15 protein-coding genes are annotated in these 22,552 nt (G+C 71.9%); 6 read left to right on the plus strand and 9 right to left on the minus strand.

What is annotated here, in order from left to right:
- The first annotated feature begins 8 nt into the window (after positions 1–8).
- The 3 genes from AC0KTA_RS05200 to AC0KTA_RS05210 all read left to right on the plus strand — a co-directional run bounded on the left by AC0KTA_RS05200 (position 9) and on the right by AC0KTA_RS05210 (position 3,708).
- Positions 9–902, plus strand: coding sequence for an SCO6745 family protein (locus AC0KTA_RS05200; RefSeq protein WP_481053911.1), 894 nt, complete (start codon positions 9–11; stop codon positions 900–902).
- 150 nt (positions 903–1,052) lie between these two features.
- Positions 1,053–1,196, plus strand: coding sequence for an LPFR motif small protein (locus AC0KTA_RS05205; RefSeq protein ID WP_481053912.1), 144 nt, complete (start codon positions 1,053–1,055; stop codon positions 1,194–1,196).
- Between the two features lie 88 nt (positions 1,197–1,284).
- A complete protein-coding gene (locus AC0KTA_RS05210; protein WP_481053913.1) occupies positions 1,285–3,708 on the plus strand; it encodes a Tex family protein in 2,424 nt (807 codons plus the stop codon).
- A gap of 190 nt (positions 3,709–3,898) precedes the next feature.
- Here AC0KTA_RS05210 and AC0KTA_RS05215 read toward each other — a convergent pair whose 3' ends face one another.
- Both AC0KTA_RS05215 and AC0KTA_RS05220 read right to left on the minus strand, forming a co-directional pair.
- Positions 3,899–5,542: an ABC-F family ATP-binding cassette domain-containing protein gene (locus tag AC0KTA_RS05215; protein ID WP_481053914.1), complete on the minus strand. Its 1,644-nt coding sequence runs from the start codon at positions 5,540–5,542 to the stop codon at positions 3,899–3,901.
- Between the two features lie 100 nt (positions 5,543–5,642).
- Positions 5,643–6,665 carry an oxidoreductase gene (locus tag AC0KTA_RS05220; protein ID WP_481053915.1) on the minus strand — a complete coding sequence of 341 codons (1,023 nt, stop codon included), beginning with the start codon at positions 6,663–6,665 and terminating at the stop codon, positions 5,643–5,645.
- 66 nt (positions 6,666–6,731) lie between these two features.
- Between AC0KTA_RS05220 and AC0KTA_RS05225 the strand changes: the two genes are divergently transcribed.
- A complete protein-coding gene (locus AC0KTA_RS05225; protein WP_481053916.1) occupies positions 6,732–7,700 on the plus strand; it encodes an FAD-dependent oxidoreductase in 969 nt (322 codons plus the stop codon).
- 70 nt (positions 7,701–7,770) lie between these two features.
- Here the strand turns inward: AC0KTA_RS05225 and AC0KTA_RS05230 are convergent, their stop codons facing one another.
- The 3 genes from AC0KTA_RS05230 to AC0KTA_RS05240 form a co-directional block, all read right to left on the minus strand.
- Positions 7,771–9,510 (minus strand): BCCT family transporter, encoded by a 1,740-nt coding sequence (locus AC0KTA_RS05230; protein WP_481053917.1) that lies wholly within the window; start codon positions 9,508–9,510, stop codon positions 7,771–7,773.
- An 81-nt stretch (positions 9,511–9,591) separates the two neighbouring features.
- Entirely contained in the window at positions 9,592–10,872 is a 1,281-nt protein-coding gene (locus AC0KTA_RS05235; RefSeq protein ID WP_481053918.1) for a M14 family metallopeptidase, read from the minus strand.
- Positions 10,869–12,872 carry a Xaa-Pro dipeptidyl-peptidase gene (locus tag AC0KTA_RS05240; RefSeq protein WP_481053919.1) on the minus strand — a complete coding sequence of 668 codons (2,004 nt, stop codon included), beginning with the start codon at positions 12,870–12,872 and terminating at the stop codon, positions 10,869–10,871. The genes AC0KTA_RS05235 and AC0KTA_RS05240 overlap by 4 nt, the downstream gene beginning before the upstream one ends.
- A 216-nt stretch (positions 12,873–13,088) precedes the next feature.
- On the opposite strand from AC0KTA_RS05240, the gene AC0KTA_RS05245 reads away from it, so the two are divergent.
- Positions 13,089–14,648, plus strand: coding sequence for a M1 family metallopeptidase (locus AC0KTA_RS05245; protein WP_481053920.1), 1,560 nt, complete (start codon positions 13,089–13,091; stop codon positions 14,646–14,648).
- Positions 14,649–14,669: 21 nt separating this feature from the next.
- Here the strand turns inward: AC0KTA_RS05245 and AC0KTA_RS05250 are convergent, their stop codons facing one another.
- From AC0KTA_RS05250 to AC0KTA_RS05260, 3 genes are all read right to left on the minus strand, one after another.
- Positions 14,670–15,578: an oxygenase MpaB family protein gene (locus tag AC0KTA_RS05250; protein ID WP_481053921.1), complete on the minus strand. Its 909-nt coding sequence runs from the start codon at positions 15,576–15,578 to the stop codon at positions 14,670–14,672.
- Between the two features lie 135 nt (positions 15,579–15,713).
- Positions 15,714–17,177: an amino acid permease gene (locus AC0KTA_RS05255; RefSeq protein ID WP_481053922.1), complete on the minus strand. Its 1,464-nt coding sequence runs from the start codon at positions 17,175–17,177 to the stop codon at positions 15,714–15,716.
- Between the two features lie 183 nt (positions 17,178–17,360).
- A complete protein-coding gene (locus AC0KTA_RS05260) occupies positions 17,361–19,187 on the minus strand; it encodes an AMP-dependent synthetase/ligase (protein ID WP_481053923.1) in 1,827 nt (608 codons plus the stop codon).
- A gap of 133 nt (positions 19,188–19,320) precedes the next feature.
- Here AC0KTA_RS05260 and AC0KTA_RS05265 point away from each other — a divergent pair, with 133 nt between their 5' ends.
- Positions 19,321–20,073: a MerR family transcriptional regulator gene (locus AC0KTA_RS05265; protein WP_481053924.1), complete on the plus strand. Its 753-nt coding sequence runs from the start codon at positions 19,321–19,323 to the stop codon at positions 20,071–20,073.
- An 84-nt stretch (positions 20,074–20,157) separates the two neighbouring features.
- Here AC0KTA_RS05265 and AC0KTA_RS05270 read toward each other — a convergent pair whose 3' ends face one another.
- Entirely contained in the window at positions 20,158–22,344 is a 2,187-nt protein-coding gene (locus AC0KTA_RS05270) for a 3-hydroxyacyl-CoA dehydrogenase NAD-binding domain-containing protein (protein WP_481053925.1), read from the minus strand.
- Positions 22,345–22,552: the final 208 nt, after the last annotated feature.

The following is a 22,552-nucleotide window of genomic DNA, read 5'->3' on the forward strand; positions in this document are numbered from 1 at the left end:
GTGTGGGCATGACCTCTTCGACGACTTCCGCGCCGACCGCGACCCCGCTGCCCCCGCGCGCGGGACGGCGCTGCCACAGCGCGCTCAACGCCTTCCACACCCCGCACTATTTCTCCCCCGACGCGGGCCGCGAGCTGGCCGCGCTCGGCATCACGCACCCGAAGGCCGTCAACTTCGCCATCAGGGCGGCGGCGATGGGGGCCGTGGGCGCGGGTACGGTGACGGCCGCGTTCTACAACTACAAGCCGGACGTCGTCACCCGGTTCGTGCCCGACGTGTGGCGCACCGCGTCCCCCGAGGACGTGCTGGCCGCCCGGCTGCGTGCCGTCGACTCCACCCTGCGGCGGCTCCTCGGGGACGACGTCCTGGCCTCCCCGGAGATGGCGGAGGCGGCCCGGCTCGCCCTGACGGCCGCGGAGGCCTGCTCGCCGAGCGGCCGCCCGCTGTACGCCGCGCACGCCGCCCTGCCCGTGCCCGACGAGCCGCACCTGGCCTACTGGCACGCGGCGACGCTGCTGCGCGAGCACCGGGGCGACGGCCACCTGGCCGCCCTCCTGGACGCCGAACTCGATGCCGTGGAGGCGCTGGTGAGCCACACCGCCACAGGCAAGAGCATGACGCCGAAGTGGAACCTGAACACCCGCGGCTGGACCCAGGAGGACTGGGACGCGGCCGTCGAGCGGCTGCGCGGGCGCGGACTCATCGACGGCGCGGGCGAGTTGACGGAAGCCGGCGTCGCGCTGCGGGCGGGCATCGAGGAGCGGACCGACCGGCTCGACCGGGCGCCGTACGAACACCTCGGCGCGGACGGCGTGGCACGGCTGACGGAGCTGGGCGGCGCCTTCGCCGGAGCGCTGGTGCAGGCGGGCGCGTTCCCCGGGGACCTGCTCGGCAAGGCCTGAGCTTCTCGGGCCCGAGTGGCTCGGGCCCGAGCGTCTCCCGAAGCATGTGCCCCGGCCCCCGGGGTACTCGCCCGTCCCGCGGCCTAGAACATTCCTCCGGAAAGTGGCATTCCTCCGTAAAATGGGCCGGGGGGACGAAGGGAGAACCTCGTGTTCCGTGCGATTGCGGATGTGCTGCGCCAGATCGCCGGGGCGATCGCCACTGTGGTCACCCTGCCGTTCCGGATCCTGGCCCGGCTCTTCGGCGGAGCCTCACGCTCCGGACGCCGAACGGGCCGGGCCCGCCGGGTCTGACCGCGCGACCCGCCGGTCCGACCGCCTCACTGTCGGTGCCACCTGCCACAATTGGCGGGCAACCTCAGTGAGAAGGCGGTACCGGAACGTGACGACCACCCCAGCGTCCATCGAAGGCAGGATCGCCGAGGAGCTCGGCGTGCGGGAGCGGCAGGTGAAGGCTGCCGTGGACCTGCTCGACGGCGGATCGACGGTGCCCTTCATCGCGCGCTACCGCAAGGAAGCGACCGAGATGCTCGACGACGCGCAGCTGCGCACGCTCGAGGAGCGGCTGCGCTATCTGCGCGAGCTCGAAGAGCGGCGGAGCGCGATCCTCGACTCCGTGCGCGAGCAGGGCAAGCTCACCGACGAGCTGGAGGCCCGCATCCGCGAGGCCGACACGAAGGCCCGCCTCGAAGACATTTACCTGCCGTTCAAGCCCAAGCGGCGCACCAAGGCGCAGATCGCCCGCGAGGCCGGTCTCGAACCGCTGGCGGAAGGACTGCTCGCGGACCCGACGGTGGCGCCGCTGGCGGCCGCTGCCGCGTTCGTCGACGCCGACAAGGGCGTGGCCGACCCGCAGGCCGCCCTGGACGGCGCCCGCGCCATTCTCACCGAGCGGTTCTCCGAGGACGCCGACCTCATCGGCGAGCTGCGCGAGCGCATGTGGGTGCGCGGGCGCCTCGCCGCGAAGGTGCGCGAGGGCAAGGAGGAGGCGGGCGCCAAGTTCGCCGACTACTTCGACTTCGCCGAGCCGTTCACGGAGCTGCCCTCGCACCGCGTCCTCGCCATGCTGCGCGGCGAGAAGGAGGACGTGCTCGACCTGGTCCTGGAGCCGGAGGAGCCGCCGGCGGATCCGTCCGCGCCGGCCGTCCCGTCTTCGTACGAGGCCTCGATCGCCCAGCGCTTCGGGGTCGCCGACCGCGGGCGGCCCGCCGACAAGTGGCTTGCCGACACGGTCCGCTGGGCCTGGCGGACCCGGATCCTGGTGCACCTCGGCATCGACCTGCGGCTGCGGCTGCGCACGGCCGCGGAGGACGAGGCGGTGCGGGTGTTCGCGGCGAACCTGCGCGACCTGCTGCTCGCCGCCCCGGCGGGCACGCGCGCGACGCTGGGCCTCGACCCCGGTTTCCGTACGGGCGTGAAGGTCGCCGTCGTGGACGCCACCGGCAAGGTCGTGGCGACGGACACCATCCACCCGCACGTCCCGGCGAACAAGTGGGACAAGGCCCTGGCCACCCTCGCGAGGCTCGCCAAGGAGCACGACGTCGACCTGATCGCGATCGGCAACGGCACCGCCTCCCGCGAGACCGACAAGCTCGCCGGTGAACTCATCACCAAGCACCCGGAGTTGAAGCTCACCAAGGTGATGGTCTCCGAGGCCGGCGCCTCGGTGTATTCGGCGTCGGCGTTCGCCTCGCAGGAGCTGCCGGAGCTCGACGTGTCGCTGCGCGGCGCCGTGTCCATCGCCCGGCGCCTCCAGGACCCGCTCGCCGAGCTGGTGAAGATCGACCCGAAGTCCATCGGCGTGGGTCAGTACCAGCACGACCTGTCGGAAGTGAAGCTGTCCCGCTCCCTCGACGCGGTCGTCGAGGACTGTGTGAACGGCGTCGGCGTGGACGTGAACACGGCGTCCGCCCCGCTGCTCGCCCGGGTGTCCGGCATCGGCTCCGGCCTCGCCGAGAACATCGTGGCGCACCGCGACGCGAACGGCCCGTTCAAGAACCGCAAGGGCCTCAAGGACGTGCCCCGGCTCGGCCCCAAGGCGTACGAACAGTGCGCGGGCTTCCTGCGCATCCGCGGCGACGACCCGCTGGACGCCTCCAGCGTGCACCCCGAGGCGTATCCCGTGGTGCGGCGGATGGCGGGCACGGCGGGCGGTGACGTCGGCGCGCTGGTCGGCGACACGGCCACGCTGCGCTCCCTGAAGCCCGCCGACTTCGTGGACGACGTGTTCGGTCTGCCGACCGTCACGGACATCCTCAAGGAACTGGAGAAGCCCGGGCGCGACCCGCGTCCGGCCTTCAAGACGGCGACCTTCATGGACGGCGTCGAGAAGATCTCCGACCTCACCTCCGGAATGGTCCTCGAAGGCGTCGTCACGAACGTCGCCGCGTTCGGCGCGTTCGTGGACGTCGGCGTCCACCAGGACGGGCTCGTGCACGTGTCGGCGATGTCCAAGACCTTCGTCAAGGACCCGCGCGACGTGGTGAAGCCGGGCGACATCGTCAAGGTGAAGGTCCTCGACGTGGACGTGCCGCGCAAGCGGATCTCGCTGACGCTCAGGCTCGACGACGGGGCGGCGCCGGACGCCGCCTCGGGCGGTGGGGGCGGTGGGCGCCAGCAGCGTGGTGGGCGCCCGCCTCAGCAGCGTGGGGCCTCCGGCCAGGGTCAGGGCCAGGGGCGCGGCGGCCAAGGCCGGGGGCAGGGCGGACGCCCTCAGCGGCAGCAGCGGCAGGGGCCGCCGCCTGCGAACGACGCGATGGCGGAGGCTCTGCGCCGGGCGGGTCTGGTCGACCCTAAGCGGCGCTGAGCGCTCCACCGGTTTTGCCTCGCCATGTCGCCTTGCGTCTGCGGGCTCGTCGGGGCTGGTCGCGCCCACGCGGCGGAGCCGCATATCGGCACAGCCCCGCGCCCCTTCAGGGCGCTTCCGCACCGTAGGCATACCGGCACTGCAGGGGGCGCTTCCGACACCACAGCGGAGTGCCGCGTGACGGCGGAGGTCAGGGTGACGGTTCCGTCACCTTGCCCTCCTTCACCTCCAGGCGGCGGGTGACGCGCACGGCGTCGAGCATGCGGCGGTCGTGGGTGACCAGGAGCAGCGTGCCGGGGTAGGAGTCCAGGGCCGATTCGAGCTGCTCGATGGCGGGCAGGTCGAGGTGGTTCGTCGGCTCGTCGAGGACCAGCAGGTTCACGCCCCGGCCCTGGAGCAGGGCGAGGGCGGCGCGGGTGCGCTCCCCCGGGGACAGGGTCACCGCGGGCCGCAGCACGTGCTCGGCCTTCAGGCCGAACTTGGCGAGGAGCGTGCGGACTTCCGCCGGGTCGGTGTCCGGCACGGCCGCGCGGAACGCGTCGAGCAGCGACTCCGCGCCGTGGAACAGGGCACGGGCCTGGTCGACCTCGCCCACGACGACGCCCGAGCCGAGCGCCGCGTGCCCCTCGTCCACGGGGACGCGGCCGAGCAGGGCGGCCAGCAGGGTCGACTTGCCGGAGCCGTTGGCGCCGGTGATGGCGACGCGGTCGGCCCAGTCGATCTGCAGGCCGACGGGGCCGAGCGCGAACGCCCCGCGGCGCACGACGGCGTCGCGCAGGGTGGCGACGACGCTGCCGGAGCGGGGCGCCGCGGCGATCTCCATCCGCAGCTGCCACTCCTTGCGCGGCTCCTCGACGACGTCGAGGCGCTCGATCATCCGCTGGGTCTGGCGCGCCTTCGCGGCCTGCTTCTCGCTGGCCTCGCTGCGGAACTTGCGGCCGAGCTTGTCGCTGTCGGTGGCCTTGCGGCGGGCGTTCTTCACGCCCTTGTCCATCCAGGAGCGCTGCATCTGGGCGCGGTCCTGGAGCGCGGCCCGCTTGTCGGCGTACTCCTCGTAGTCGTCGCGGGCGTGCCTGCGGGCGACCTCGCGCTCCTCCAGATACGCCTCGTACCCACCGCCGAAGAGGTTGATCTGCTGCTGGGCCAGGTCGAGTTCGAGGACCTTGGTGACCGTGCGGGCCAGGAACTCGCGGTCGTGGCTCACCACGACGGTGCCCGCGCGCAGGCCGCGGACGAAGGCCTCCAGGCGCTCCAGGCCCGCCAGGTCCAGGTCGTTGGTGGGCTCGTCGAGCAGGAACACGTCGTAGCGGGACAGCAGCAGCGAGGCGAGGCCCGCGCGGGCCGCCTGGCCGCCGGAGAGCGCCGTCATCGGGTGGTCGAGGCGCACCCCGAGGCCGAGCGACTCGGCGACTTCCTCGGCGCGTTCGTCCAGGTCGGCGCCGCCGAGGGCGAGCCAGCGCTCCAGGCTGTGGGCGTACGCGTCGTCGGCGCCGGGCGCGCCCGCGACCAGGCGCTCGGTCGCCTCGTCCATGGCGGTCTGCGCGGCGGCGACGCCGGTGCGGCGGGCCAGGAAGGCCTGGATCGTCTCGTCCGGGCGGCGCTCGGGCTCCTGGGGCAGGTGGCCGACCGACGCCGACGGGGGCGACAGGCTGAGCCCGCCGGCCTCCGGGGTGTCCAGGCCCGCCAGGAGGCGCAGGAGGGTGGACTTTCCGGCGCCGTTGGCGCCCACGAGGCCGATGACGTCGCCGGGGGCGACGACGAGGTCCAGGCCCTCGAAGAGGGTGCGGTCGCCGTGGCCGGCGGCGAGGTGCTTCGCGACAAGAGTGGCGTTCATCAGGCCCTCGAGCCTAATGCCCGGCACGGCGGGCGCGGACCGGCCGGGTCGGGGCGACGCGTCAGGGCGGCACGTCAGCGTGCCGCGTCAGAGCGCCGCCTCAGCGCGCCGCCGGCGAGACCAGCACGCTGTCCGGCGTCCGCGCCACGACGAAGCGGGCCTTGCCCGGCAGGGTGAACCGGTGCTCGCCGGGTTCGAGGACCTCGTCGAGGACTTCGTGGACGCGGGTGCGCAGGAGCCGGTCGACGCGGTAGGCGGTGAGCCGCACCCGGCACGACGAGGTGACCTCGGCGACCACCGCGTCACCGGCCACCACGAGCCGCGTCAGCCGCCGCTGCGCCACCGGACTGCGGTCGAGGGCGTACTCGATCTGCGCGACGAGCAGCGGAACGATGGGCGCGAGGCCGTCGACGTACGCCACCTCGACCCCCGCCTCCTCGAAGGCGGCCCGCACCCCGTCCCGCGTGCGCTCCGGCACGGCCTGCCCGAACGCCACGGCCCCGTACGTCCGCAGTTCCTCCGGGGGCACCCCGGCCGCGTCCGCCGCGATCTCCGCCCCGATGCCGATCGTCCGCAGCGCCGCCGCGAGCCTGGCGAGCAGCGCCACCCGCGCCCCGATGAGCAGCACCCGCCGCCGCTCCGGCACCGGCTCGGCCCCGTTCAGTAACCGCCCCAGCGCCACGCGGTACTCGCCGCCGCGGAAGCGGAACGGCCCTATGCCGTGGTAGCCGTTCAGCTCCAGGTCGGCGTGTTCGGCGGTCTGCCAGGCGAAGTCCCGCCACACATAGTCCTCGCCGTGCGGGCCCGCGCGGTCGATGACGGCCGTGACGGCCCCGCACTCCAGGCCCTCGCACTCGGGACAGCCGTAGATCACGTACCGCCCGTCGTGCAGCGGGGCCTCGGCCTCCAGCAGGAGCCTGCGCACATGCGTCGTGAAGATCGCGGGCGGGATGTCGGACGCGAGCGGGGACACGGCGTCGAGGTCGGCGAGCTGGAACAGCAGCGGGCGGCCGTTCACGATGAAGTCGACGAAATCACGGTGCACTTGGTAGTCACCGTTGGCGAGAACTCCACCGGCGCGCATCGCCGGGGCCAGGCCGAAGGTCGCGTACTCGGCAGACATGCCCCGAGTATCCCCACCTGGTAGGGGCTCTGCGCACGGCATGACGTATTCCGCTACGTTTCCGGGATGGGTGGGAACGAACGGACTGATGTGATCGTCGTGGGCGGTGGGGTCATCGGGCTCACCACCGCCGTGGTGCTCGCGGAGCGCGGCCGCCGCGTCCGCGTCTGGACGCGGGACCCTGCCGGGCGCACGACCTCGGCTGTTGCGGGCGGCCTGTGGTGGCCGTACCGCATCGAGCCCGAGGCGCTGGTGGGCGAGTGGTCGCTGGAGTCCCTCGCGGTGTACGCGGAGTTGGCGAAGGACCCCGAGCACACGGGCGTACGCATGGTCGAGGGCGTACACGCCGAGACCGAGCTGGACGGGCTCGGGCCCTGGGCGGCGCGGGTGCCGGGGCTGCGCGCGGCGACCGGCGCCGAGTACGCGGGGGCCGGGCTGTGGGCGCGGCTGCCGCTGCTCGACATGCCGGCGCATCTGGCGTGGCTGCGGGAGCGGCTGCTCGCGGCGGGCGGGGCGGTCGAGCAGCGGACGGCGCGGAGCTTGGACGAGGCGCTCAACGAGGCGGCGGGCGTCGTGAACTGCGCGGGCCTCGGCGCCCGGGATCTCGTGCCGGACGACACGGTGCGTCCCGTGCGGGGGCAGCTCGTGCTCGTGGAGAACCCGGGGATCCGTACGTGGTTCACGGCCGCGGACCCCGCGTCGACGGCGACGACGTACTTCCTGCCGCAGCCCGGGCGGCTCGTCCTCGGCGGCACGGCCGACGACGGCGACTGGTCCCTGGAGCCGGATCCGGCGGTGGCGGCGGAGATCGTCGAGCGGTGCGCGCGGGTGCGTCCGGAGATCGGGGCGGCGCGGGTCCTCGGGCACCGGGTGGGGCTGCGGCCCGCCCGCCCGGCGGTGCGCCTGGAACGCGAACTGCGGGACGGCGGCCGGACGCTGGTGCACAACTACGGTCACGGCGGGGCCGGGGTGACCGTGGCGTGGGGCTGCGCGCGGGCGGCGGCGCGGCTCGTGGAGGAGCCCGCCGCCGCCTGACGCGCACGCGTGCGGGACGGCCGGAGCACGGTACCGGTCACGGCGCGGGAGCCGTGGCCGGTACCGGACTTCAGCGGGCCGGGTCGGGGCGCGGCTCGGCGTCCGTGTCCGTCTCCGTGCCCGGGTCGTCGCTCTCGGCCGGGCCGATCTGGAGCTCGAACTCGCCGACGCCGTACTGTTCGTGACCGGCGATGACGGCCTTCTCCACGGCCTCCGTGCCGTGTTCGCCGCGCACGATCAGCGGGTCGTGGCGCAGGTCCCGCATCAGCGACACACACATCCCGATCATCACGAGGGTGAAGGGCGCGGCCACGAGAATCGTCAGATTCTGCAAGCCCGTGAGGGCGTTGGCCTTCCCCTCGCCGATGAGCAGCATGATCGCGGCGACGGCTCCCGTGACACAGCCCCAGAAGATCACGACGAGGCGTCCGGGTTCGAGCGTGCCCTTCTGGGAGAGCGAGCCCATGACGATCGACGCGGCGTCCGCGCCGGACACGAAGAAGATGCCGACGAGGATCATCACGAGCAGGCTGGTGGCCGTCGCGATCGGGTACTCGTGCAGCAGGCCGAACAGCTGCGCCTCCTGGGTGGTGTCGCCCTTGAGGCCGCCGCCCTCCTTGATCTTCATCGCGCTGCCGCCGAAGACGGCGAACCAGATCAGGCTGACCGAGCTCGGCACCAGGATCACGCCGCCGACGAACTGCCGGATCGTGCGCCCGCGGCTGATGCGGGCGATGAACATGCCGACGAACGGCGTCCAGGAGATCCACCAGGCCCAGTAGAAGACCGTCCAGCCGCTCAGCCAGTCCGCGACGCCCTTACCGCTGGAGGCATCCGTACGCCCGATGAGCTGCGGCAGGTCGTCGAGGTACGCGCCGACCGAGGTGGGCATCAGGTCGAGGATGATGACGGTCGGGCCCGCGATGAACACGAACACGACCAGCAGCAGCGCGAGCACCATGTTGATGTTCGACAGCCACTGGATGCCCTTCTCCACACCGGAGACCGCGGAGGCCACGAACGCCACGGTCAGCACGGCGATGATGAGGACGAGCAGCCCCGTGCTCGCCTTGTCCAGCCAGTCGAGCTCCTCGAAACCGCTGCCGATCTGCAGCGCTCCGAGGCCCAGCGAGGCGGCGGAGCCGAAGAGCGTGGCGAAGATCGCGATGATGTCGATGACCCTGCCCCACGCGCCGTGGGCGCGCTTCTCGCCGATGAGCGGCACGAATACGGAGCTGATGGTCTGCCGCCGGTTGCGCCGGAACGTGCTGTAGGCGATGGCGAGGCCCACGACCGCGTAGATCGCCCAGGGGTGCAGCGTCCAGTGGAAGAGCGTCGTCGCCATGGAGGTCTCCATGGCGGCGGCGCTGTCCGCGGGATCGGTGCCGGGCGGCGGCGCGGTGTAGTGCGAGATCGGCTCGTACACCCCGTAGAACATCAGGCCGATGCCCATGCCCGCGCTGAACATCATCGCGACCCAGGACACGGTGCGGAACTCGGGCTCCTCCCCCTCCTTGCCGAGCGTGATCTTGCCGTACCTGCTGACCGCGAGCCACAGAGCGAAGACCACGAAGCCGGACGCCGCCAGCATGAAGGCCCAACCACCGTTGTGGATCAGGCCGTCGAGCATGTCCGACGAGATGTCTTCGAGGCTGTCCGTGGCGGTGGCGCCCCAGACCACGAAGGCCAGGGTGAGCACGGCGGTGACGCCGAACACCACCCGGTCCGTCTGAGCGCCCCGGCCGGCAGAGGGGCCCACCGAGAGCGGCGGGCCTCCTCCGGAGTCCGATTTCTGGGATTCCTGGGTCACAAGTGCACCTTTCGCGGAGTGTTTGATCGACGTGGTGTTTCTCCGCTACCCCCTACCACAAGTGACGTGCGCTCCGATGTCTCAACAGTTGATGTCGGGCTGTCCCGTGACGAGGTGATAGGGCGCGCGTTCGTCCAGGAGCAGCGGTACGAGCGCGCGTGCGGGCTGCCGCAACGGCACGAGCACTCCCCCGTCGTCCCGCTTCACGGTAACGCCGTGGAGGCCGAGTTCATCCTTGACGTCAGCGAACTGTTGAGGTGTCAGCCGGTAGCCGCAGGCCGGGTCCTGGATGATTTCGCCGGGTTCGGCGGGGTCGTTGTCGGCGCCGCCCAGGTAGACGGGTCCGCGGTCGCGCAGCCCGGCGAGACGGGACGCGGTGCTCGCCGCCTCCAGCCGCCACCGGTGCTCGTCGGCGTACGAGAACAGGCCGTCGAGCGCGGAGAGTTGGGAGTGCACGCGGCGCCGGTTGTTCAGGGCCTCGTCGTTCTTCTCGGCGTCGGTGAGGGGATCGACGCGGCTCTCTATCAGCAGCCCGGCGGCGTGCTTGAGGCCGGAGGCGTTGCGCAGGATGCGTTCCTGTCCGTCGCCCGCGACCTGTTTGACGGGCTCGCCGGTGACGGGGTCGGTCCAGATGCCGTACGTGCCCGTGGTGTAGCCGTCGGCCTCGGCGGCGGGCCGGACGTAGTCGCGCGAGAGCGACTTGGCCTCCTCGTGCACCGCGCCGTGGGTGTTCAGGTTGCGCGGCCAGAGGTCGAACAGGTCCTTGTCGTAGTACTTGGGTGTGGCGCCGTACTCGTGCAGGTCGTAGATGGCGTCGGGTTTGCGGTCGCGGATGACGGCGGCCAGCGCGCGGCCCTCGGCGGTCTTGAGGGCGATGTGGTCGCGGTTGATGTCGACGCCGTCGGAGTTGCCGCGGGTGTTCGCGGCGCGCCCGTCGGGGTTGGCGGTGGGCACGACGAGGAGCGTGGTGCGGGACAGGAACCGCCTGGTCTCCTTGTCCTTGGCGTACGCCAGGTCGCGGACGGTGGTCAGGCAGGCCTCGCGGCCCGACGGCTCGTCACCGTGCTGGCTGCACACGAGCAGCACCGTGCTGGCGGTGCGGCGCTCCCCGATCCGTACGAGCTGTACGGGCCGGTCCTGTCCGGTCGTGCCGATGCGGGACACGGACACCCGGTCGGTGGCCTTGTCGACGGTCTTCAGGAGCCGCTGTTCCTCGGGCCCGCTGGTCCAGCGCGCCCCGTTGCTCTCCTCGAAGCCGGTGCGCGGTGGAGCCGGTGACGCCTGTGCGGGTGCCGTGAGCAGGGGCGCGGCGAGGACGGCACAGGCGCCGGCCAGGGCCAGGGCGCGTATTCGGGGTGTCATGAAGTGCGGCCTCCAGGAACGGGGTCGATCGGACGCGGCGGTGCGACACCGTCGAGCCGGGACTCGCGCGGTGCGGTGGAACGCGGGGTGGTGGTGAGGGCCTTGGCGCCGCCGACGAGCGGGACCCGCGCGACGGTGCGGGCGAGGTCGACGGTGAGGCTCGGGGTGTCGGCCGGGGGCCGGATGAGGATCCGGTCGGTGCCGCCGACGATCAGCGCGAGCCGGTGGCCCTTCGGTACGACGTGGTCGCTCGCGGCGAGGTCGAGGGTGATGGTGTAGGGCTTGCCGGGGGTCAGCGGCCGCCCGTGGTGGTCGGAGGCGTGGTTGCCGAGGTCGGCCCAGCCGCGGCTGAAGATGGTGTAGTCGACGCTGGCGGTCCTGGCCTCGGTGTTCTTGAAGCAGGAGCTGTCGCCGGACGTGCTCGCGCCCCAGCAGGAGCGCTCGGGGAGCGTGTTGATGCCCTCGTCGTCGTGGGTGTAGTCGCGGATGGTGTCGGGCCCGAGGTCGACGAGGACGGCGCTCAGGTGGGCCGTGCGGGTCGTGGGCGTCACCGTGACGGTCACCCGCGAGGAGCCGGAGACCCGCAGGTCGCGGGCGAGCGGCTTGGTGGTGAACCCGGCCTTGGCGGGCGTGGACGTGTCGATGGCCGCGGCCCAGTCGGTCTCGCCGAGCCGCCGGTCGTCGGTGAACGTCTCGGTGCCCTTGCCGGGGCGCGGGCCGAGGGTGCCGACGCCGGGCGCGCTGCCCTTGGCGGGGTGCAGCGCCGTGGTGCGGGTGCCGCGGGGCGGCCAGGTGCGGTCGGTGCTCCACCGGTCGGGGGCGCGCTCGATGTCGGCCATCGGTTCGCGGTCGATGCCGTTGCGATATCCGAGGAGTTCGTGGTCGAACCAGCGGTGCAGGGTGCGCACCCAGTCGGCGCGCCGGAAGTCGAAGGGGTCGACGTGTCCGGCCTGGCTCAGCCAGATCTTCCGCTGCACGCCCGCGTCGGCGAGCGCGTCCCACCACTGCCCGAAGTGCTTGGCGCGCACGTTCAGGTCCTGCATGCCGTGCACCACGAAGACGCTCGCCTTCACCTTGCGGGCGTCGGGGACGTGGTCGCGCTCGGTCCACAGCGGGGTCCAGTCGCCGCTGCGGGGCGCCCCGTCGATCAGGCGCTGCTGTACGTGGCCGCAGCGGGCGCGGGCCTCGGGGCTCTCCACGGCGTTGGAGAGGCCGTCGGGGCCGCTGTTGAACAGCGGGGCGCCCTTGGCGAAGTAGTAGTCGTACCAGGACGAGATGGCGCCGATCGGCACGATCGTCTCCAGGCCCTCGACGCCCGTCGCGGCGACGCCGTTGGCGATGGTGCCGTCGTAGCTCTTGCCGATCACGCCGGTGCGGCCGTTGGTCCAGTCGGCGTCGGCACGCTGGTGGCCGGTGCGCGAGGTGTAGCCACGGGCGCGCCCGTTCAGCCAGTCGACGACGGCCTTGGCGGACTTGACGTCGGACCGCCCGCCGACGTCGACGCACCCGGCGGACCGGCTGGTGCCCGCGAGGTCCACGGCGACGAAGGCGTAGCCGCGGGGCACGAAGTAGTTGTCGTAATAGAGCGGGAACTGCACGGGGTTACCGCTCGCGTCGTACGTCTTCTTCTGGCTCTCGTTGCCGCGCCCGCAGCAGGCGTAGTACGGGCTGGCGTCCATGATCACGGGGATCTTCCGGCCCTGCTGTGCGGGTTCGCGGGGGCGGACTATGTCGACGGCGACGCGGTCGGGGGTGCCGTCCGCGTCGCCGTCGAGCCGGATGTCGACCCACACGGACTCGCGTATCGCGTCCGCGTAGGAGTAGACGGGTCTGCTCTCCCCGGCCCGGTCCGCCGTCCCTTGGGCCGCCGGGGCGCGGGGCGCGGAGTGCGCGGCGCCGCCCGGGGACAGGAGCGTGGCCAGCAGGGCGGCCAGGGCCGCCACCAGGAGCGTTCTCCACGTCGTGGTCGTCAGGCGCGTGCGTCGCGCGCGAATCGGCATGGCGCGGAAGGTACACGCGTCAACAGCCGCCGGAAAGAGGGCCGTAGCAGTAACCGAAAGGTCCGTGGGGCGTGTTCGCACATGTCGGCCGAATGGCGATCGTGTGACATATGCGGCCATGGACATGGCCAGGGACGGCGGTACTCAATAGGGTCGACCGCAGCGTGAGATTCAACCCCCCGCACTGCTCGTCGACTTGATGACTTGGAGAATCCCGTGCACCGCAGACTCTTCGCCCCGGGCGCGCTCGCGGCTTCGCTCGTCCTGCTGGCGATCCCGGCATCAGCCGCGGACTTCTCGCCCGGGGCGCCCGGCGCCGGCGACCCCTACTACCCGGACGCCGGCAACGGCGGCTACGACGTCTCGCACTACGACCTGCGCCTGAAGTACCAGCCGAAGACGGACCTGTTGGAGGGCACGGCGACCATACAGGCCACCGCGACGCAGGACCTGTCGCGCTTCAACCTCGACTTCGGCCTGAAGGTCAGCGAGGTCCGCGTGAACGGCAAGAAGGCGGCGTTCGCCAGGACCGGCGAGCAGGAGCTGGAGGTCACGCCGAAGGCGGGCCTGCCCAAGGGCAGTTCGCTGTCCGTCGTCGTGCGGTACGCGGGCAAGCCGTCCGAGGTGAAGATCCACGGCTTCACCGCGTGGCAACGCACCCCCGACGGCGGAGTGGCGGCCCAGGAGCCGGAGTCGTCGGCCTGGTGGTTCCCGGGCAACGACCACCCGCGCGACAAGGCGACGTACGACGTGTCGGTGTCCGTGCCCGACGGCACCCAGGCCATCTCCAACGGCGTGCTCCAGTCGCAGTCGTCCAGGCTCGGCTGGACGCGCTTCAACTGGCGCTCCAACAAGCCGCAGGCCACGTATCTCGCGACGCTCGCCGTCGGCAGGTTCGACATCACGACGGACAAGACCGAGAACGGGCTGCCCGTCCTCAACGCCTACAGCAAGGACCTCGGCGACAACGCGGGCGCCGCACGCGCCAGCATCGAGCGGACCACCGAGGTCGCCGAGTGGCTGGAGTCGGTCTTCGGCACCTACCCCTTCAACGCGCTCGGCGGATACGTCCCGAACGTCCCCGCCAGCTACGCCCTGGAGACCCAGACCCGGCCCTTCTACGGCCCGAAGGCCTTCGCCAACGGCTCGAACGTCTCCATCGTCGTGCACGAACTGGCCCACCAGTGGTACGGCGACAGCGTCTCCGTGGACGGCTGGAAGGACATCTGGGTCAACGAGGGCTTCGCCCGGTACAGCCAGTGGCTGTGGTCCGAGAAGGAGGGCGAGGGCACGGCGCAGGAGCTCGCCGACTACGTGTACGCGAAGAACCCGGCGGACTCCGCCTTCTGGCAGGTCAAGCCCGGTGACCCGGGTCCTGACAACCAGTTCCACCTCGCCGTGTACGACCGCGGGGCGCTGGCCCTGCAGGCGCTGCGCAACGAGATCGGCGACAAGGCGTTCTTCCGGATCCTGAAGGGCTGGCCGAAGGAGCGCGCGTACGGCAACGCCACGGTGCGGGACTTCGTGAGCTACGCCGAGAAGGTCAGCGGCAAGCCGCTCTCCGCCCTCTTCGACACCTGGCTCTACCAGACCGGCAAGCCGGGCACCCCCGCCGCGCGGGACGCCGGGGTCGCCCGGTCCGCGGGCGCGGACGCACCGGCGAAGCCGAAGTCCTGGAAGAAGATCGCGGCGACGAACTCGGTGCACGACCACGAGCACGGGGCCGGACCCGCGAGCAAGCGGGCCGACGGCCACGACGGGCACGACGGCCACTGACGCGTTCCCCCACCCACCCGTTCAGGCGGGTGGGTGGGACCGCCGGGACCGCTGCGCCCGGTGGGGCCGCCGCGCCCGGTAGGCCAGCGGGGCGTAGCGGAGGCGTTCGGGGAGGCGTGGGGCCACCCAGCGGACCACGCGGCCGAAGCGGCGGAGACGGCGCTCCTGCGCGGGCGTCCACGCGAGGCCGATGGCGGCCCGGGCGTCGGCCGGCATCAGCCCCACGGTGAGGAACCGCCGGAACCGGGCGAGGCCGGGCAGCAGCACGGGCCACAGCAGCCGCAGGACGACCCGGAGGGCCCGCGGCCCGCGGTCGGGCGGCGGCACCCACCGGTCGACGGCGACGAGGTCACGTACGACCTCCGTCTCCTCCAGCTCCTCGGCCAGCATCCGCCGGTAGTACGGCCAGAACTCCTCCACGGACTGCGGCATGTCCCGGTCGCGGAGCCCGAGCACGCGGCCCACCTGGAGCCACTCCGCGTACAGCTGCCGCTCCTGCGCGGGCGTGAACGGCCGCCCCACATAGGCCCGGGCGTGCCGGTAGACGGGGAAACCGGTGGCGTGCACCCACGCGTAGTTCGCGGGCGTGAGCGCGTGATAGCGGCGCCCGCGGGTGTCGGTGCCCCGGATGTCCCGGTGCAGGGCGCGCAGCCTGCGCCCCTCCTCGGCGGCGGCCTCGCCCCCGTACACCCAGAGCTGCAGGGACCTGATCGAGCGCTCGCCCCGGCCCCACGGATCCGTGCGGAACACCGAGTGCTCGTCGACGCCCGCCCCGACCGCCGGATGCGCCACCTGCAGGCACATGGCGGCGGGCAGCGCGAGGAGCGTGCGGTACTCACCGGCGATGTCCCACAGGATCCCGCCGGGCGGAGGCGGCGCGGGGTCGGGCGCAGGATCAGGCACAACACCAGTATGCGACGGTATGTCCATCCTGTAACCGGCGCTCGGGCGCACCGCACGGACACCGCGGCGGACACCGCACCGCACGGACACGGCAGCGGGCGGCGCCCCGAAGGGCACCGCCCGCTGCAACCGCCCGCTGCGAAAGCTCCCGCCCCGCGGGAACTACTTGCTGAGCTCCGCCGCCTCCCGCTCGGTGTCGCGGTCGGCCTTGCGGCGGATCGCGTACCAGCCGACGGTGAGCCCGGCCGCCACGATCGGGATGAGGAAGAGCGTCTTGCGGCCCACCTCGGCGTCCTTCCACATCAGGCCGAGCACGGCGAGCAGGAAGGCGATCGTGACGTACTGCGTGACCCCGCTGCCGGGCAGGCGGAAGTTCGGCCTGGTCAGGTGGCCTTCCTTGGCTCGGCGCACAAAGGCGAGGTGGCACACCATGATGCTGATCCAGGTGCCGATGATGCCGAGCGACGCCACGTTCAGGACGATCTCGAACGCCTGGTCCGGCACCACGCGGTTCAGGGCGACGCCGAGCACACCCACCGAGGCGGTGAGCAGGATGCCGCCGTAGGGCACCTGGTTGCGGTTCATCTTCGCCGTGAACTTCGGCGCCGAGCCCGCCATCGCCATGGAGCGCAGGATACGGCCGGTGGAGTACAGACCCGAGTTCAGCGAGGACATGGCCGCGGTGAGGACGACGAAGTTCATCACGTCACCGGCGCCCGAGACACCGATCTTGGAGAGCACGGTGACGAAGGGGCTCTCGTCGGCCGAGTAGACCGAGCCGGGAAGCAGCAGGGCGAGCAGCACGACCGAGCCGACGTAGAACACACCCACGCGCCACATGATCGAGTTCACCGCGCGCGGCACGACCTTCTGCGGGTCCTTGGTCTCACCCGCGGCGACACCGACCAGCTCCAGGGACGCGTACGCGAAGACGACGCCCTGGAGGACGATCACGACCGGCATCAGGCCGTTCGGCAGGAAGCCGCCGTGGTCGGTGATCATGTTCAGGCCGGGCGTCTCGCCGCCCACCTTGTGCTGGGTGGAGACGAGGAAGATGCCGATGAACATGAAGGCCACGAGCGCCGCGACCTTGATGATCGCGAACCAGAACTCCATCTCGCCGAACCACTTCACGGAGATCAGGTTCACGGCGAGGACCACCGCGAGCGCGGCGAGCGCGAGCAGCCACTGCGGGATGTCGGTGAAGAAGCTCCAGTAGTGCGTGTAGAGCGCGATGGCCGTGATGTCGGCGATGCACGTCGTCGACCAGTTGAGGAAGTACATCCAGCCGGCGACGTACGCGCCCTTCTCACCCAGGAACTCACGGGCGTAACTGACGAAGGAGCCGGACGAGGGCCGGTAGAGGACCATCTCGCCGAGGGCACGGACCACGAAGAAGGCGATGATGCCGCACACGAGGTACGCGACGGCGAGGGCGGGGCCCGCCGAGTGGAGGCGGCCGCCCGCCCCGAGGAACAGGCCGGTGCCGATCGCGCCACCGATCGCGATCATGTTGACGTGGCGGCCCTTGAGGTCCTTGCTGTAACCGGCGTCGCCCGCGTCCGCGGGGGCGGCCTGGGACGCAGTGCGGGCGTCCGCGGCCGTGTCTACGGCGTCGTTGCTCACGTGGAAGATCCACTCTGTGGTGCCCGGAAGAGGTTCCGGGGTCCGGATGTGCTGCGGTCCCGCCACACCCCTGACGTGGGCGGACCAACGCGACACCTTCCCTCAGAGGCCCCTCCGGATGCGGTGGCACAGATCACATAGCGGCACTTCTCACATGCTGGGCGCCGCCTGTACACGCCCGCGTCACGCCGTGTACAGGCCCTCGATGACGTCCGCGTACCTGTCCCTGATGACCCTGCGGCGCAGCTTCAGGGACGGCGTCAGCTCCCCGGACTCCGGGCTCCACTCCTGGGTGAGCAGCCGGTACTTCTTGATCTGCTCGGTGCGGTTGAGGCGCGCGTTGGCCGCCTCGACGGCGCGGGCGATCTCGTCCCGCACGGCGGGGTGGCCGGCCAGTCCTGCGGCGGACTCGGCACTGGCCGTGTCGATGCCGTGGGCGGCGGCCCAGGCGGGCGCCATCTCCGGGTCGAGGACGAGCAGCGCCACCAGGTAGGAGCGACCGTCGCCGTGGACCAGGGCCTGGCCGATCAGCGGGTGCTCCTTGAGGGCGTTCTCGACGAGCGCGGGCGCCACGTTCTTGCCCGTGGACGTCACGATGATCTCTTTCTTGCGGTCGGTGATCCACAGATAGCCGTCGTCGTCGAGCCGCCCGATGTCCCCGGTCGCGAACCAGCCGTCGGCGTCGCGTACGCCGTCCACGCCGCCGTCGGCCCGTACATAGCCGTCGCACACGAAGGGGCCGCGCACCAGGATCTCGCCGTCGTCGGCGACGCGTATCTCCATGCCGTCCAGCGGCTTGCCCACGGAGCCGAGCCGGAAGGCGCCGGGGCCGTTGGTGGTGACCACGCCCGTCGTCTCGGTCAGCCCCCACGCGTCCATGACCACCAGGCCGAAGCCCGCCCAGAACCGGGCCACGTCCACCGGCATCGGCGCGGCCGCGCTCGCCGTCCACAGCAGCTGGTCGAATCCGGCGAGCGCGAGCAGCGGGTCGAGGACCTTCTCCTTGGCCTCGCGGTACGCCGCCTCCAGAGCGGCGGGCGGCTCCTCGCCGCGCTCGCGGCAGTCGACGTGGGCGCGTGCCGTCTCGTTCGCGGCCTCGACGGCGCGCCGCCGCTCCTCGGGCAGCCCGGCGAGCGCCGCCTTCACGGCCGCGGCGAGCTTCTCCCACACGCGCGGCACGCCGAAGAACTGGCGGGGGTGCAACTCGCGTGCGGTGGCGGCCACTTGGGTCGGCTCGGCGCACAGGTAGACGTGCGAGGCGCGGAGCAGCGGCAGATAGATCCCGAGCATGCGCTCGGCGATGTGCGCGAACGGCAGGTAAGAGATGTGGCCCACGTGCTGGGGGAAGTCGATCACGGTGTCCAGGGCGATGCCGTTGCCCACGACGCCGCGGTGGGACAGGCGCACGCCCTTCGGTTCGCCGGTGGTGCCCGAGGTGTAGACGACGGTCAGCGGCTCCGTGGCCCGGATCTCGCGCCAGGCCTTCTCGAAGGCGTCGGGGTCGAACAGCCGGGCGCCGCTCGCGTGCAGCGAGCCGTACGTGCGGTGCGGTCCGGCGGCGGCCGGGTCGACGACCACCAGGCGCTCCAGGGGAGCCGTCGCGTCGTCCAGGAGGGGCTCCCAGCGCGGGAGTTCCCGCTCGCCCTCGATGATCGCGAAGCGGGCGCGGCTGTGCCGGACGATGTGCGCGATCTGCTCGGGCGCGGAGCTGCCGTACACGGTGACGGGGACGGCGCCCAGGTGCGTCAGGGCGAGATCGCTCAGCCAGTGCTCGGGGCTGTTGCCCATCATCATCAGGACGTGCTCGCCGCGGCGCACACCGAGCGCCGCGTACCCCGTGGCGAGGACGGCGGTCTTGCGGCGCACCTCGCCCCAGGTGAGCGTGGTCCAGCCGGGGCCCTCGCGCCAGGAGAGCGCGGGCAGTTCGGGGTGGTCCTCGGCGTTGCGCAGCAGCAGGGCGGGGAAGGTGATGTCGGCCGGGTCTGCGGGAAGACGCAGGATCGTGCTCATGAAACCGCCTCCTGGCACCGTCGGTTCGGCTTCGGCTACGTGGTGTGACTGGGCCGGAGGCTTTCACAACAGTGGTGGCACAGCAATACTGTTGCACCGCACAGATGCACAGCCGGGGAGGTGACGCGCCGCCATGACGACGGACACGGAGCAGCGGTCGACGGACACGGACGACGGCTCGACGTTCACGGTCGACGAGCTGGCCGCGCAGGCGGGCGTCACGGTCCGCACGATCCGCTTCTACAGCACCAAGGGCCTGCTGCCGCCGCCGGTGATCGGCCCGCGCCGCGTGGGCCACTACGGCCAGGAGCATCTGTCCCGGCTCGCCCTCATCGAGGAGTTGCAGCACCAGGGCATGACGCTCGCCGCGATCGAGCGGTATCTGGAGCAGTTGCCGCCCGGCCTGAGCGCGCACGACCTGGCCATTCACCGTGCGGTGGTGGCCTCTTGGGCACCGGAGGGCGCGGAGCACATGTCCCGCGCGGAGCTGGAGCGCCGGGCGGGGCGGGCGTTGTCGGGCGAGGACCTGGACCGTCTCGCGGCCATGGGCGTGATCGCGTACGCCGAGACGGACGACCGCTACCGGGTGGACACCGGACTGCTGCGGCTCGGCGTGCAGTTGCTCGGCGTACCGATCGCGCACGAGACGATCCTGGCCGCGCGCACGGTCCTGATGGAGCACACGCGCTCGGCGGCGCACGAGCTGTCCCGGCTGTTCCGGGACGAGGTGTGGGGGCCCTACCGCGAGCGGGAGTCGGACCCGGAGCACGTCGCGGCGATGCGGTCCCTCTCGGCCCATATGCAGCCGCTGGTGGTGCAGGCGCTGGTGACGGCTTTCCAGCGGTCGCTGAAGGAGGAGCTGCGGGAGTGGCTCAAGGAGACCTGAGCCACTCCCCCGGGCGCGTACGGGACTGAGCTCCCCCGCGTGCGCGGGGACCTGAGCCATCCCCGCGCGGCGCGCTCGGCCGGGTCAGCCGTCGCTGAACTTCTCGCCCTTCTCGGCCTTCTCCACGAGCAGCGCGGGCGGCGTGAACCGCTCGCCGTAGCGCTCGGCGAGCTCACGCGCGCGGGCCACGAAGCCCGGCAGCCCGCCTTCGTACCCGTTGATGTACTGGAGCACACCACCCGTCCAGCCCGGGAAGCCGATCCCGAAGATGGAGCCGATGTTGGCGTCGGCGACCGACGTCAGGACGCCCTCCTCCACGAGCCGCACCGTGTCGAGCGCTTCGGAGAACAGCATCCGCTCCTGCATGTCCCGGAACGGAATCTCGTACCCCGGCTTGGCGAAGTGCTCGCGCAGGCCCGGCCACAGCCGCGCGCGCTTGCCGTCCTCGCCGTACTCGTAGAAGCCCGCGCCGCCGCTGCGGCCGGTGCGGCCGAACTCGTCGATCATGCGGTCGATGACGGCCTCGGCGGGGTGCGCGGGCCAGGTGCCGCCCGCCTCCTCGATCGCCCGCTTGCTCTCGTTGCGGATCTTGCGCGGGAGCGTGAGCGTCAGCTCGTCCATGAGGGACAGGACCTTCGCCGGGTAGCCGGCCTGGGCGGCGGCCTGCTCGACCGACGCGGGCTCGACGCCCTCGCCGACCATCGCGACGCCTTCGTTGATGAAGTGCCCGATGACGCGCGAGGTGAAGAAGCCGCGCGAGTCGTTGACGACGATCGGCGTCTTGTTGATCTGGCGTACGAGGTCGAAGGCGCGGGCCAGTGCCTCCTCGCCGGTGCGCTCGCCCTTGATGATCTCCACGAGCGGCATCTTGTCGACCGGCGAGAAGAAGTGCAGGCCGATGAAGTCGACCGGCCGGGACACGCCCTCGGCGAGCGCCGTGATGGGCAGCGTCGAGGTGTTGGAGCACAGCAGCGCGTCCGGGGCGACGACGTCCTGGATCTCCTGGAACACCTTGTGCTTCAGGGCCGGGTCCTCGAAGACCGCCTCGATCACGGCGTCGCAGCCCGCGAGGTCCGCGGGGTCGGCGGTGGGTGTGATGAGGGCGAGCAGCGCGTCCGCCTTCTCCTGCGTCGTACGGCCGCGGGAGACCGCCTTGGCGCACAGCTTCTCCGAGTAGCCCTTGCCCTTCTGCGCGGCCTCGGCGGACACGTCCTTCAGGACGACCTCGATGCCCGCGCGGGCGCAGGAGTAGGCGATGCCCGCGCCCATCATTCCGGCGCCGAGCACGGCGACCTTGCGGACGGTTTTCGGCTCGATGCCCTTGGGCCGGTTTCTGCCTGCGTTGACGGCCTGGAGGTCGAAGAAGAACGCCTGGATCATGTTCTTGGAGACCTGGCCGGTGACCAGCTCGGTGAAGTACCGGGCCTCGATGGTCAGCGCCGTCTCGAAGTCGACCTGCGAGCCCTCGACGGCGGCGGCGAGGATGTTGCGCGGCGCCGGGTAGGGGGCGCCGGCGAGCTGCTTCTTCAGGTTGGCGGGGAACGCGGGCAGGTTGGCGGCGAACTTCGGGTTGGCCGGGGTGCCGCCCGGGATGCGGTAGCCGGGGACGTCCCAGGGCTGCTGCGACTCGGGGTGGGCGTCGATGAAGGCGCGGGCGCCGGCCAGCATCTCCTCCTCCGTCGCCACCACCTCGTGCACGAGGCCGTTCTCCAGGGCCCGCCGCGGGGAGTACTGGGTGCCCTGGAGCAGCACCTTCAGGAGCGCGTCGGCGATGCCCATGAGGCGTACGGTGCGGGTGACGCCGCCGCCCGCCGGGAGCAGTCCGAGGGTGACCTCGGGCAGGCCGATCTTGGAGCCGGGGGCGTCGAGCGCGACGCGGTGGTGGCTGGCGAGCGCGATCTCGTAACCGCCGCCGAGCGCCGCGCCGTTGATGGCGGCGACGACGGGCTTGCCGAGGGTCTCGATGCGGCGCAGCGAGTTCTTGATGCCCGTGCCCGCCTCGAACGCCTGCCGGGCGTTCTCGGGGCCGACCTGGATCATCTCCTTGAGGTCGCCGCCCGCGAAGAACGTCTTCTTGGCGGAGGTGTAGATGAAGCCGCGGATCGCGTCCTTGTCCGCCTGGACGGCGGCCTCGGCGCGGTCGGCGATCGCGGCGATGGAGTCCTTGAACGCCTGGTTCATGGTGTTCGCGGACTGATTGGGATCGTCGAGGACGAGGGTGACGACGCCGGTGTCGTCCTGTTCCCAGCGGATGGTCGTGCTTTCGGTCATGTCGATGTCTCCGTGAAGTCTGTGGCAGGCGGAATCTGGGGAGGGCGGCTGGGGAGTCGTGGCCGTCTGACCGCCGGTGGGGGCTGGTCGCGCCCGCGCGGCGGAGCCGCATGTGTCACGGCCCCGCGCCCCTGAACGGGAAGGCTGCGGCGAAGCCGCATGCCTTCAGGGGCGCGGGGAACTGCGCGACCAGCCACAACGCACCCGC

The organism is Streptomyces sp. Y309 (assembly GCF_056712025.1).